This is a genomic window from Aquimarina spinulae (assembly GCF_943373825.1).
GTDB classification, from domain to species: Bacteria; Bacteroidota; Bacteroidia; order Flavobacteriales; family Flavobacteriaceae; genus Aquimarina; species Aquimarina spinulae.
Map to the genome: position 1 here is coordinate 3,003,010 of NZ_CALSBP010000002.1, position 12,712 is coordinate 3,015,721.

12 protein-coding genes are annotated in these 12,712 nt (G+C 33.0%); 3 read left to right on the top strand and 9 right to left on the bottom strand.

Annotation, left to right across the window (positions count from 1 at the left end; all coding sequences use genetic code 11):
* The first annotated feature begins 1 nt into the window (after nucleotide 1).
* Nucleotides 2-2,407, top strand: coding sequence for a TonB-dependent receptor (locus NNH57_RS18690; RefSeq protein ID WP_074405617.1), 2,406 nt, complete (start codon nucleotides 2-4; stop codon nucleotides 2,405-2,407).
* A gap of 35 nt (nucleotides 2,408-2,442) precedes the next feature.
* Nucleotides 2,443-3,078 (top strand): HAD family hydrolase, encoded by a 636-nt coding sequence (locus NNH57_RS18695; RefSeq protein WP_255412063.1) that lies wholly within the window; start codon nucleotides 2,443-2,445, stop codon nucleotides 3,076-3,078.
* Here the strand turns inward: NNH57_RS18695 and NNH57_RS18700 are convergent.
* Both NNH57_RS18700 and NNH57_RS18705 read right to left on the bottom strand, forming a co-directional pair.
* Nucleotides 3,075-3,569 carry a nuclear transport factor 2 family protein gene (locus NNH57_RS18700; protein ID WP_074405615.1) on the bottom strand — a complete coding sequence of 165 codons (495 nt, stop codon included), beginning with the start codon at nucleotides 3,567-3,569 and terminating at the stop codon, nucleotides 3,075-3,077. The genes NNH57_RS18695 and NNH57_RS18700 overlap by 4 nt on opposite strands.
* A 4-nt stretch (nucleotides 3,570-3,573) precedes the next feature.
* Nucleotides 3,574-4,101: a hypothetical protein gene (locus tag NNH57_RS18705; RefSeq protein WP_108808072.1), complete on the bottom strand. Its 528-nt coding sequence runs from the start codon at nucleotides 4,099-4,101 to the stop codon at nucleotides 3,574-3,576.
* 369 nt (nucleotides 4,102-4,470) lie between these two features.
* On the opposite strand from NNH57_RS18705, the gene NNH57_RS18710 reads away from it, so the two are divergent.
* Nucleotides 4,471-7,614 carry a fibronectin type III domain-containing protein gene (locus NNH57_RS18710; RefSeq protein ID WP_254504212.1) on the top strand — a complete coding sequence of 1,048 codons (3,144 nt, stop codon included), beginning with the start codon at nucleotides 4,471-4,473 and terminating at the stop codon, nucleotides 7,612-7,614.
* A gap of 149 nt (nucleotides 7,615-7,763) precedes the next feature.
* Here the strand turns inward: NNH57_RS18710 and NNH57_RS18715 are convergent, their stop codons facing one another.
* The 7 genes from NNH57_RS18715 to NNH57_RS18745 all read right to left on the bottom strand — a co-directional run bounded on the left by NNH57_RS18715 (nucleotide 7,764) and on the right by NNH57_RS18745 (nucleotide 12,683).
* The gene (locus NNH57_RS18715) at nucleotides 7,764-8,639 is read right to left on the bottom strand and encodes an ATP-binding cassette domain-containing protein (protein WP_074405612.1); all 876 of its coding nucleotides are present in this window, start codon (nucleotides 8,637-8,639) and stop codon (nucleotides 7,764-7,766) included.
* A complete protein-coding gene (modB, locus tag NNH57_RS18720; protein WP_074406743.1) occupies nucleotides 8,636-9,307 on the bottom strand; it encodes a molybdate ABC transporter permease subunit in 672 nt (223 codons plus the stop codon). The genes NNH57_RS18715 and modB overlap by 4 nt, the downstream gene beginning before the upstream one ends.
* Complete coding sequence (locus NNH57_RS18725) at nucleotides 9,307-9,705, bottom strand: TOBE domain-containing protein (RefSeq protein ID WP_074405611.1); 399 nt, start codon at nucleotides 9,703-9,705, stop codon at nucleotides 9,307-9,309. The genes modB and NNH57_RS18725 overlap by 1 nt, the downstream gene beginning before the upstream one ends.
* 3 nt (nucleotides 9,706-9,708) lie before the next feature.
* The gene (gene modA, locus NNH57_RS18730) at nucleotides 9,709-10,458 is read right to left on the bottom strand and encodes a molybdate ABC transporter substrate-binding protein (RefSeq protein ID WP_074406742.1); all 750 of its coding nucleotides are present in this window, start codon (nucleotides 10,456-10,458) and stop codon (nucleotides 9,709-9,711) included.
* Nucleotides 10,459-10,590: 132 nt separating this feature from the next.
* On the bottom strand, nucleotides 10,591-11,028 hold the full coding sequence (locus NNH57_RS18735) for a GNAT family N-acetyltransferase (RefSeq protein WP_082994775.1): 438 nt from the start codon (nucleotides 11,026-11,028) through the stop codon (nucleotides 10,591-10,593).
* A 119-nt stretch (nucleotides 11,029-11,147) separates the two neighbouring features.
* Nucleotides 11,148-12,011: an MBL fold metallo-hydrolase gene (locus NNH57_RS18740; protein ID WP_108808070.1), complete on the bottom strand. Its 864-nt coding sequence runs from the start codon at nucleotides 12,009-12,011 to the stop codon at nucleotides 11,148-11,150.
* An 87-nt stretch (nucleotides 12,012-12,098) separates the two neighbouring features.
* Complete coding sequence (locus NNH57_RS18745) at nucleotides 12,099-12,683, bottom strand: Crp/Fnr family transcriptional regulator (protein ID WP_074405608.1); 585 nt, start codon at nucleotides 12,681-12,683, stop codon at nucleotides 12,099-12,101.
* Between the last annotated feature and the right edge of the window lie 29 nt (nucleotides 12,684-12,712).

Below are 12,712 nucleotides of genomic sequence, written 5' to 3' on the forward strand. Positions count from 1 at the left end.
AATGCGGTTATTTATATTTCTTTTATTGACTATGTTTTTTGCATTGCCTGGTAATGCTCAAAAAATTACAATATTTAGTACGGCAAATAACCAGCCTATTCCTAATGTAGCTATTTACAATAAGATTAAATCTAAGAGTGCGATAACTGATTTTGATGGAGTGGCTGATATTTCTGCATTTTCTGATACCGAAATCCTATATTTTACTCATATCTCGCATTTAGGGATAAGTATAATTAAATCTAAAATACCAAAATCACGTTCTGTATATTTAAAACCAGATGAAAACCAACTTTCTGAAGTCGTTATTTCGGTATCAAAATGGGAGCAGGAACAAAAAGAAGTTACACAAAAAATTGTAAGTATTTCTTCTAATGATATTGAATTGTCTATGCCACAAACATCTGCAGATCTTTTACAAAGTAGTGGTCAGGTCTTTATTCAAAAAAGCCAGTTAGGAGGAGGAAGCCCCATTATTAGAGGTTTTTCTACCAATCGATTACTGCTCACGGTAGATGGAGTGAGAATGAATACCGCAATCTTTAGAGGAGGAAATGTGCAAAATGTAATATCGGTTGACCCTTTTACTGTTGATAGAACAGAGGTGATATTAGGACCAGGTTCTGTTGTGTATGGAAGTGATGCAGTAGGAGGAGTAATGAATTTTTATACAGCACAACCTAAGTTTGCTGTAAACAGTAAGAATAAACTAAGTGGTAATGCACTTATTCGATATGCCAGCGCCAGTAATGAAAAAACGGGACATGTTGATTTTAATATCGGATTAGAGAAGTGGGCATTTTTAACCAGTGCAAGCTACACAGATTTTGATGATTTAAAAATGGGAAGTCATGGTCCCGATGATTATTTGAGAAATGAATATGTAGAAACCATAAACGGAGAAGATGTTGTTATACAAAATGCTGATCCTGAAAAACAAGTGTTTACTGGGTATGATCAGATTAATTTGTTGCAGAAAATTCGTTTTATGCCTAACGAAAAATGGGATTTTAATGCCAATCTTCTCTATACAGAGACATCTGATTATCCGCGTTATGATCGCTTGATTAGAAAGAGAGATGGAAATTTAAGATCTGCCGAGTGGTTTTATGGACCACAACTCTGGTTTATGGGTAACCTACAAGTATCACATAAATCAAAAAGCAAGCTGTATGATAAAATGAAAATCACTGCAGCATATCAATATTTTGAAGAAAGTAGAAACGATCGCAATTTTGGTAGTGATATTTTAGAAAGTACCCAAGAACAGGTAGATGCTTACTCATTAAACTGGGATTTTGAAAGAAAATTTAACGATAAGACTACTCTGTATTATGGGTTAGAGTATGTATTAAATCAAGTGTATTCTGATGGGTCTGAACGTAATATTACTACTAATGTTATAGAAGACGCACCCTCTAGATACCCCGATGGATCTACCTGGCAATCGATAGCAGCATATCTAAGTATAAAGCATAAGTTAAGCGAAAAACTGAGGTTTCAAGGTGGATTACGATATAATAGAATCATCCTATATTCTGAATTTGATGACAAATTTTTTGATTTTCCATTTACAGAAGCAAATATCGATACCGAAGCCTTGACAGGTACTGCGGGATTAAGTTGGTTTCCTAATAATATGATACAATGGAAATTGAATTTCTCTACAGCCTTTAGAGCACCTAATATTGATGATGTTGGTAAGATTTTTGATTCAGAACCAGGTTCTGTTGTAGTGCCGAATCCAGACATAAAATCTGAATATGCATATAATGGTGAAATAGGAGTAAAATTAAATTTTGATAAAAATTTATCAATAGATCTGTCGACGTATTATACATATCTTGAAGATGCATTAATACGAAGAGACTATAATTTAAATGGGCAAACAGAAATCGATTTTGGTGGAGAACTAAGTAACGTACAAGCTATTCAGAATGCAGCAAACGCCAGAGTATACGGCTTTGAAGCTGGATTAGAATATAGGTTTTTTGAAAATTTTAAACTAATATCTAAGTATACTTTTGTTGGAGGAGAAGAAGAATCTGATGATGGTACTACTGCATCTTCAAGACACGTTTCTCCTCAGTTTGGAACTACTCAAGTAAGTTATATGTTGCCTAAATTTAAAATTGACGCTTTTGCAGTGTATAATGGAGAATTTAGTTATGAAGACCTGGCTCCTTCTCAGCAAAACAATGATTTCTTATATGCCAAAGATCAAGATGGTAATCCATATTCTCCATCTTGGTATACATTTAATCTTAGAACACAATACCAAGTAACAAAAAATATAAAAGGGATATTATCGATAGAAAATATTACCGATCAACGATACCGTCCTTACTCTTCTGGTATAGCTGGTGCAGGAAGAAATTTTATTCTATCGGTAAAATATACGCTTTAACATCATAGAATAGAAATCTGAAGAATACGTTATTCATATTTGATATCGATGGAACACTTACAGATAGTGTGCCTATGTATTTGATTTCGGTTACTAACTCGTTATTGGCATTAGGGATTTCTAATATAGATACCGATTATGACAGGTATAAACATCATACCGATAGTTATGCATTGAGATATAACTACGAGCGCAATTTTAAGAAAGCCTTTCCCAAAGAACTATTAGATGATTTTGAAATCGATTTGGTTGATCAAATGGGAATGTTTGATCCCGTAAAAGAAATTGATGGTGCCAAATCATTAATTCGGTTTTTTAAAGATAGTAACATTCCTTTTTGTTTTGCAACAGGCGCATTACCAAAACCTGCAATGATCAAATTAGATCAATGTGATATCTGGTATGATGAAAAACTATTGGCAACTTCAAAAACGCACGAGTCGAGAGAAGGTTTTGTTTTAGAAGCTATAGAAAGATCAAAGATGTATTATGGTAAAGAAAATTTTGACCGTATCGTATCAATAGGGGATGGTGTTTGGGATTTAAAAACAGCCCAAAACTTATCTCTTGATTTTGTGGGTATAGGAGATAAAAACAGGGCAAAACTTCTGGAAAACGGAGCTAAACATTGCTTTTCTACCCTGTCAGCATTCAAAAAATCACTGATCTAATTTTTAGAAGCTCTTAGTTTTTGCATTAATGCAGTATCAAATCCTTCTTTAAGCTTAGTGATTTCGGCTACATTTTCGTTAGGGATAGCAATAGATAATACATAATGCTTTATTTTCCAGCCATTAGCTGTTTTTTGAATGACACCGCTACCACGACAAATCCCCATTTGAGTATCTAATAGCTCATCAAACCAGGCAATATCGCTTTCCTTTTGCACAAAAATATTTCTTTCAAGAGTAGAAAAACTCCAGGCTTTTCCTTTATCAAAATAGGGTTTAGCAAAGGCTTTAAATTCGCTGCTATTCCAATTTTCTGTAGCGTCGGTTCCTATAAAAATAGCATCTTCGGTCATAAGGCCAAAATAAGCTTCAAAATTGGCATCGGCTGCAGCTTTGTGCCATTGCTCAAGAGCAGTATTAATTTCAGTGTTTTGTTGTGCAAAACAAAAACTATAGACGAATAGTAGTAAAAATAGGATTGACTTTTGCATACGTTTAATGTTTAATTAGTTCTCTTAAAAGCTCTTTTTCAATATTTTCTGGAATAGCTAATGACAATTCATTTAATTGTATGATCAAACTATTATAAGCTTTAATTAACCTTGTATTAGCTTCCATAACCATATCCGAATCTTTATTTTTCTTTTCAGAAAGTAATTTTAGTAAACCTGTTTCAGTAGATAGAACACTAATTCGAGAGTTAATAGTGTTTATCTTTAAGTCTTCAGAAAGGTTTTCTTTAAATGTACTTACTAGAAAATCTATACTATCAACATGTTTGTTTACGTAGAAAGCATTCTCATTGCGTAGTACAGTTATAAAACTTCTGAGGTTTTGAAAATCTTCAAAAATTTCAAGACTTCTTTCAGCTTCCGGAGAAAGTTTCAGAAGGTTTAATTTAATTTTTTCTTTAGAAAGACTATCAAGTTTAGCAACGGGGGCTTTTCCTTGTATATTGGTAGTTTTTTCACTTTGACATCCAAAACAAAGTAATGTAATCCCTAAAAAGAAAAATAGCCGCATTATATATTTTTTAATAAGAACTCAAAAATAGGGTATTTATGTCAAAATGATAGTAAAGTGATCACCAAATAGAATAGATATTAAAATTTGTACACTTGTTTATACCTCTTATGTATTTTATTTCTTGAGTATCTTAAAACGTACTGGATTAGTGTTTTTTTAATCCTTTTTTCACATCAGAATATCCATATATAAAAGGAATATTAAAATTTTTATTATCAATTATTTTCAATAGTCTAACGAATTCTAATTAGATCCTTATGAATTCTAAATAGAGCTACATTTTAGAAGGTACATAAGTTACTTTTGCGATGATTTTTTTTATTTAAACTAACACAAACACAAATCACTTATCTAAACCTCATGATCATGAAAAATTTAAACTTTAATGAGAGGATGTTTTCTGGCATATTTAAAAAGACATATATAATAGTCTTTTTATTGATTCTTTCTTTTTCTTCTTTTGCACAAAATAAGAAAGAAGTTGTTATAGGAACTGTAAACAGCTTCTCAGAATCAGTATTTTCGAATAAGTCAAGAAATACCAATTTTATTATTAAACTATCCGATAAAGAATCATACAATCTTAAGATTAATGTTAAAAAAAATATTGTAGATGGGTATTTTGTAACCGGTAATGTTTTGATTAACAATACTAAATCTACTGCTACAACAGAGCCTGTTTTTAGTTTTACTAAAAACGATGGAAAAATATCTGGAGAGATTATCTTTTATGATCAGAAAAAAGCATTTAAGATTTCTACCAATGATCATGGAGAAGTACTAGCGAGTAATCAAAATATTCATAGTATACTATGCGTAGATTTCGAACAAGAAAAAGCTGCTGTTAATGATGATTCTGGTGTAATTATCCCACAGAAAGCACAAATACAATTAGAGAGTCTTCCCGGAGCATCTCATGTTATCTATCTTGATTTTGATGGAGAAGTAGTGTCTGGAACTCGTTGGGCTGGGGGTAGAACTATTAATGCTCAACCAGCAGGATTTAGTGATGAAAAAATTCTTGCAGTATGGAGGATTATGGTAGATGATTTTAATCCTTTTAACATAAACGTGACGACCAGAAGAGATGTATTTGATGCTACTCCAAAAAACCAAAGAATGATGGCGATATTTACGCCTACAAATGATGCAGCTCCCGGGTCTGGAGGAGTAGCGTATCTAAATTCTTTTAGTTGGAATTCTGACGATCCATGTTGGGTGTTTAACCTGGGAACAAGAACAGCCGGAGAAACAGGGTCTCACGAGGTAGGACATACTTTGGGATTAGGACACGATGGAACAAGATCTGGAACCACATATTATTCAGGACATGGGCAGTGGAGCCCAATTATGGGTTGGAGTGCTAATAAAACATTAGGGCATTGGAGTAAAGGAGAATATAATAATGCCAATAATACTGAGAATGATTTAGCAATTATTTCAAATTCTAGAAATGGTTTCGGGTATAAAAAAGATGATCATGGAAATACTATAAATAATGCTACAGAATTAGTATCCGATACTAATGGAAATGTATCTAAAGCAGATAACGAAGGAATCATTGAAAAAACATCGGATAAAGATGTATTCTCTTTTCAAACTTCTGGAGGAGAGGTGAATTTTTCTTTTGACCCAAATCCATACCATCCAAATTTAAATATTAAAGCAAGGTTATTAAATAGTAATGGAGAAGAAGTTACATTCTCTGATCCGCAAGGTTTAAAAGCATCAATAAGTACTACTTTGCAAAGTGGTAAATATTATATCGAAATAGATGGAGTAGGAGAAGGAAACCTATCTACAGGTTATTCTGATTATTCTTCTTTAGGATTGTTTTCAATTTCAGGGAAGTACCCTAAAGGAAATAGTACAGATACTGAAGCTCCAAGTGTTCCAACAAATTTATCGGCTTCAAATGTTGAGCAGACATCACTGTCTTTATCATGGAGAGCCTCTACGGATAATGTTGGAGTAACAGGGTATGATGTATATCAGGGAGATGTAAAAATTACCAGTGTTAGTGGTACCTCTTATAATGTTACCGGGTTGACCGCAAATACTACATATGAGTTTAGAGTAAAGGCCAAAGATGCTGCGGGAAATACTTCTGGGTTTAGCAATACAGTATCGGTTACTACCAAAGAAGCTACAGATACTGAAGCTCCAAGTGTTCCAACAAATTTATCGGCTTCAAATGTTGAGCAGACATCACTGTCTTTATCATGGAGAGCCTCTACAGATAATGTTGGAGTAACAGGGTATGATGTATATCAGGGAGATGTGAAAATTACCAGTGTTAGTGGTACCTCTTATAATGTTACCGGGTTGACCGCAAATACTACATATGAGTTTAGAGTAAAGGCCAAAGATGCTGCGGGAAATACTTCTGGGTTTAGCAATACAGTATCGGTTACTACCAAAGAAGCTACAGATACTGAAGCTCCAAGTGTTCCAACAAATTTATCGGCTTCAAATGTTGAGCAGACATCACTGTCTTTATCATGGAGAGCCTCTACAGATAATGTTGGAGTAACAGGGTATGATGTATATCAGGGAGATGTGAAAATTACCAGTGTTAGTGGTACCTCTTATAATGTTACCGGGTTGACCGCAAATACTACATATGAGTTTAGAGTAAAGGCCAAAGATGCTGCGGGAAATACTTCTGGGTTTAGCAATACAGTATCGGTTACTACCAAAGAAGCTACAGATACTGAAGCTCCAAGTGTTCCAACAAATTTATCGGCTTCAAATGTTGAGCAGACATCACTGTCTTTATCATGGGGAGCTTCTACAGATAATGTTGGAGTAACAGTATATGATGTTTACCAGGGAAATGTTAAGATTACCAGTGTTAGTAGTACCTCTTACAATGTTACCGGGTTGACCGCAAATACTACATATGAGTTTAAAGTAAAGGCTAGAGATGCTGCAGGAAATACTTCTGGATTTAGTAACACGGTATCGGTTACTACAAAAGAAGGAAGTACAACAGATATCTGCGAAGGAGTACAGACATGGGTATCTGGAGTAAGTTATGCTATTGGAGATCGAGTAATTTACAGGGGTTATGTTTATGAAAGAACTGCTAACGGATGGATAAAACTAGGGAAATGTAATGCTAGTCTTTGTGAAGGAGTAGATACTTGGATATCGGGAGTACGTTATAATATAGGAGATCAAGTGGTATATAGAGGTAATCTATGGGAACGTGGTGCAAGAAGATGGATACTTGTTTCATCTTGTAGTGAACAAGCGAATAAATTTGATTCAGTTGCTCCGCCACAAAAGATGAGTGTGTATCCTAATCCAATAAGTGGAAGTGTACTAAATATTGTTTTTAATCCTTCTCAAGAAGCAACCTATAGTATTTATAATCTATTAGGAAAAATAGTGTCTAGTGGTTATTTTAAGTCTTCTGTACAGATAGATCATTTGCAAGCAGGAACATATATCTTGAAAGTTACTTCTGATAAAACACAGCATGTTACTCGATTTGTAAAAGAATAGAGAAAGATGAAAAACTAAAAAATAGACTTTTATACTTAGATTAGTCTACAGAATTTAAAAACAGCTATAGTTAAATGGTCGCTATAGCTGTTTTTTTTGAATTCATTTTTTAACCTTTGTATTGTGTAATATATTATATAAGATTATGATTAATTTATTTTCTGTAATAAAGGGTTAAATGCTTTTGAAGCAACAATTACTTTGTCTCCCACAGTTATTGTTTTTATATCGTCTTCTTCAGCAACTATTTTTACAAAATTTGACCCTATCAAAATGGTAACAATATAAATTATATCTTCTTTTTCAATTTGAATTATTTCTCCCGAAAATTGAAATTTCCCACTTATTTGTTTTGTCGTAAATACTTCAATAGGTTTTCCTTGTCTAATTATTTTTCCATTTTTAATACTAAATACGGTATCAGACATTTTTATGACCTCGCCTATCTCATGGCTTATAAGTATAGTAGTTAAATTAAATTGTTTATGTACTTTAAGGATATAGTCTTGTAGTTTTGTGCGCATTTTTATATCCAATGCAGAAAGAGGCTCATCCAACATCAAAATTTCTGGTTTTCTTACCAATGCCCTTGCTAAGGCTACTCTTTGTTTTTGTCCCCCTGAAAGATTTAAGGGTTTACGATCTTGTAAATCGCCCAATTCAATAATATCTATGAGTTCATTAACAATTTCTTTGTTTTGTCTTTTTTCTACTGCAAAAAGAAGGTTTTCTTTTACAGTCATATTAGGAAACAAGGCATAATCCTGAAACACAAATCCAATTTTTCGTTGTTGGGGTTTTAGGCAGATCCCATTTTTGGTATCAAGCCATATGTTTTGGTTTACTATAATTCGTCCTTCATTTGCTTGTAATAATCCTGCAATCATTCTAAGGATAGAAGTTTTACCGGCTCCAGAATCTCCATATAACGTAACTAATTGGCCTTGCTCTATACTGATGCTAACATCAAGTTGCATTGCTCCATTTGCTGCCGTTAATTCTTTTTGCAAAGCTATATGTATCATTTCCAGAATCGTTTTAAATATCCACCATTAACCAGATATACCAGTAATAAGATGCTAAATGTAATTGCAAATAAAATGAGCGAATACCAATTTGCTACATCATAATTAAGAGCCTCTACCTCATCATAGATAGCAATAGAGGCCACTTTTGTTTTTCCTGGCATATTGCCACCGATCATTAATACTACACCAAATTCACCAATGGTATGAGCAAAAGCCAATACAATTCCCGTGAGTAATGATGGTTTTATATTGGGAAGTAATACTTTGAAAAGAGTGGTGATTTTAGATTTTCCTAATACATAGGATGCTTCTGTTATTGATGAGGGTAAATTCGAAAATCCAGCTTGGATGGGATGCACCATGAACGGTAAACTATAAATAATTGATGCAAGAACAAGTCCATGGAACGAAAAAATAAGTTGTATACCCAGATACTCGTTTAGCCAACTTCCAAAAGCGTTTGCAGGACTAAAAGCAACTAACATATAAAATCCTAAGACGGTTGGAGGTAAAACCAAGGGCATACTTACCAGAGTTTCTAAGAATGGTTTTACTTTAGATTTTGTATGAGCAAGCCAATAGGATAGAGGGACAGAAATAACCAATAACAAAAGCGTGGTAACTAATGCCAGTTTAAACGTTAATACTAAAGGTTGCCAATCCATCATTCTGATAACATTATTTCGGTGGTTTTAATCATGGCTGTGATTTTTTCGCCAATTTCTAATTGCAATTGATCAGCAGCATCAGAAGTAATGATCGCTGTTAGATGACCAACAGTAGAATCAATAGTCAACGTATTTAATAATGTTCCTTTTTTTATATTAATAATCTCTCCGATTGCTTTGTTTTGTATACTTATAGAATGTTCTGTTCCTTTTCCAACAATTACTTCTGTTTCTTTGAAAATCATTTTAATATGATTTCCTTGTTTTAAATAGGGAGCTGTATCGGGTGTTTCTATTATAATAGTATTAAAAAAAACAGCTCCAACATCAACAGTAACCAATGATAAACTACCATTAGTTTTTATAGATGTTATTTCTCCCTTTAGAACATTCATAGATCAATTTTCTTTTGTTGAATAACCAAAATTTTCGAGAATTTTTCTCGCGTCTGCAGAAGATAAAAAATTATAAAACTTTTCTGCATCCTCTTGATTCTTTTGATTAAGAGTAACAACTCCTTGAGCGATTGCAGAGTAATCTGTATCTTTTAGATCAATCCAATTGCCTTTATTGCTCATTTCTGGAGATAAAACTACGGATTTTGAAGTAAAACCAATTTCTGCAGATTTTGAAATAATAAACTGATTAGTTTGTAAAACACTTTCTCCGTATACCAATTTATCTTTTATGTCTTCATAAAGGTTATGTCTTTTTAAAATTTCTATTGTAGCTAGGCCATAGGGAGCCATTTTAGGGTTTGCAATTGCAATATGATGTATCTTCGAACTTTTAAGGGTTTCTAGAGACGGGTCAATAGTATCAATCATAGACCACATAACTAATTTTCCGTAGCCATATATTTTAGGTGTTTTGATAGTAAAACCTGTATCAAATAATTCTTTTGGATATTTCATATCTGCAGAAACAAATACATCAAAAGGAGCACCTTCTTTAATTTGCGCAGTTAATTTTCCCGATGAGCTTATAATAAGATCACAAGCAATACCGGTTTGGTCTGTAAAAGTCCTGGATAACTCTTTCATTGCAAATTGCATATTTGCAGCTACAGCAATAGTTAATTTTCTCTCTGATTTTTGCTGGCATGCTGTTATCAAAAATATAAGAAGTATGAATATTGTTTTTTTCATTTTTTGTAACTGTTCTCCTGTATTACTTTTCTGTAAAGATAACAACTCAAAGAGCAACCACATGTAGAGATCGAATACTATCTAAGTAACTTTTTTATCTAAAGCAATTTTTATAGTATTAACCGTTGCTGTTTATTTTGTATACACATTAGGATCAAATTTCTCCATATAAATTTCTGGTTTTGGAAGTTTTGTAAATCCATACTTTTCATATAGCCATTCGGCAGTACTTGTTAACAAAATCCAACGTCTTAAATTTTGTAAATTAGGATGCCCCATGATGGTTTCCATGAGCCATTTACTTAATCCTAATTTTCTATACTCTTTGAGGATAAAAATATCTCCTAAATAAGCAATTGTTGAATAATCCGAAATCACTCTTGCATACCCAATCTGTTTGTCCTCAGAATAAAGCCCAAAATTAAGAGAATTCTCTATTGATACTTTTACTGCATCATATGAAATACCATCACTCCATCCTGATTCATTTGTTAGAAAATTATATATCAATAAAACATCCAACTTGTTCTTATCTGTTGAGATGCTATAGTTTTCCTTAGATACTTCCATATTTTTAGTTGATCGAATCCATTACTTTTGAGGATACAAAGTACCAAAATTAAACAGAAAATAGCGATTTAAGTGTTAGTTTAAACCGCTATTGTTAGTGTATTATTATCAAAATGAATTTACCATTTCATTTCACCTTTTACCACTTTGGCACCCAATTGAAGTGCAATATCTAAGCCTGCATTGGGATACAGTTTTTGCATGGCAGCAATAAGCTCTTCAGAGTTTTTTGATTTTACTTCTTCTTTCTGATAAGCAATCAAATAATTTTTAGAATAGGTAATCGCACTACGATTTAGATTACTGTTGTCTAAGGCATGAGCAGAAACAACAATTTCTGGGTTAAGGCGTTCCATTTCTTCTAAAACCGATAACCAGGCAACACGTTTTTCTGTAGTACTTGCATCTGCTATCCATAGATGTAAATTGTCATATACATTTACACCTCCTACAATTGCTTTTAGAGATGGAATCCAGACAAATGCCCTTTCTGGAGTAGAGCCATTAAGACCTTTTACTTCAATAGAATGCCCTTCGAGATCTATCGTATTCCCTTTTAATATTTCTGGAAAAACAACTTTTTTTGTCCCATTATTCCCTAGTTTTGGGCCCCAAATCTGTAACTTTTTCTCATACGTTTTTTTGATGTGTGATAGCGTATGTTTGCTGGTATAAATGGTTACATCTGGGAAAGAATTTTTAAATACTTCTAACCCAAAATAATAATCAGGATCTCCATGACTTATATAAATGGTTGTAAGGTTTTTACCACTTTTTAGGATTTCTGCAACTACATTATGTGCATCAGAAAGTGTGAATTGGGCATCAATAAGAATTGCGTCTTTTTCTCCATAAATTAAAACAGAAGCGATGTGAAAACTGTTTTCGTCTGCCCGATACACTTTGTATTCTAGGTTTTGTGCTGTACTACTCATTGTTATTGAAATTAATAGTATTGTTATTAAAAAATTGATTTTATTCATTTTAATGTTCTTTTAAATGATGGTACAAAGTTGCATACATCAGTTTTCAAAAACATTGAACTAGTTCAATAACTGTGAGTATCTTGATTATTTTTTTGAAGCGATCTTTTTTCGAATTTTACTTACAAATTCATGTGAGATTCCTAAGTAAGCTGCAATCTGTAAATTGGTGAGTTTTTGTGCTATTTTTGGATAGGTCTTCATGAAATGCAGATAACGTTCATCTGCTGTATAACAATGATTTCGTATCAACCTTCTTTGTAAAGAAACCAAAGTTTTTTGTGACATAATACGAAATAGCTTTTCTACTTTAGGCATTTGCTGATACAGTAGTTCTTTGTCTTTTTTATTGATCAATAAAACTTCACTGTCTTCAAGGGCTTGAATTGATAATAGAGCAGGGGCTTGATTTGTAAAACTATCTATGTCGGTCACCCACCAATCTTCGACAGCAAAATATAAAACATTTTCATTTCCATCATTATCTATCGTGTACACACGAAAACAACCTTTGGTTACAAAACCTTCAAATCGACATACATCACCCTGTCTAAGTAAAAAATCTTTTTTAGAAATAGTCTTTGGATAAAAGAAATGACTATAGGTCTCAAATTCTGAGTCAGAAAATTGAATGTGTTTATCTATATTTTCCTTAAGAAGAGTATATGGCATTTTCTATTTCTGGTTTACAGGTAATATCT

What these genes read in the sequence shown, in the direction of transcription:
- NNH57_RS18715 (WP_074405612.1), bottom strand. Translation starts at nt 8,639, where the DNA reads ATGATACATATAGCTTTGCAAAAAGAATTAACGGCAGCAAATGGAGCA.
- NNH57_RS18745 (WP_074405608.1), bottom strand. Translation starts at nt 12,683, where the DNA reads ATGCCATATACTCTTCTTAAGGAAAATATAGATAAACACATTCAATTT.
- NNH57_RS18740 (WP_108808070.1), bottom strand. Translation starts at nt 12,011, where the DNA reads ATGAATAAAATCAATTTTTTAATAACAATACTATTAATTTCAATAACA.
- NNH57_RS18700 (WP_074405615.1), bottom strand. Translation starts at nt 3,569, where the DNA reads ATGCAAAAGTCAATCCTATTTTTACTACTATTCGTCTATAGTTTTTGT.
- NNH57_RS18710 (WP_254504212.1), top strand. Translation starts at nt 4,471, where the DNA reads ATGAAAAATTTAAACTTTAATGAGAGGATGTTTTCTGGCATATTTAAA.
- NNH57_RS18735 (WP_082994775.1), bottom strand. Translation starts at nt 11,028, where the DNA reads ATGGAAGTATCTAAGGAAAACTATAGCATCTCAACAGATAAGAACAAG.
- NNH57_RS18705 (WP_108808072.1), bottom strand. Translation starts at nt 4,101, where the DNA reads ATGCGGCTATTTTTCTTTTTAGGGATTACATTACTTTGTTTTGGATGT.
- modB (WP_074406743.1), bottom strand. Translation starts at nt 9,307, where the DNA reads ATGGATTGGCAACCTTTAGTATTAACGTTTAAACTGGCATTAGTTACC.
- NNH57_RS18690 (WP_074405617.1), top strand. Translation starts at nt 2, where the DNA reads ATGCGGTTATTTATATTTCTTTTATTGACTATGTTTTTTGCATTGCCT.
- NNH57_RS18725 (WP_074405611.1), bottom strand. Translation starts at nt 9,705, where the DNA reads ATGAATGTTCTAAAGGGAGAAATAACATCTATAAAAACTAATGGTAGT.
- modA (WP_074406742.1), bottom strand. Translation starts at nt 10,458, where the DNA reads ATGAAAAAAACAATATTCATACTTCTTATATTTTTGATAACAGCATGC.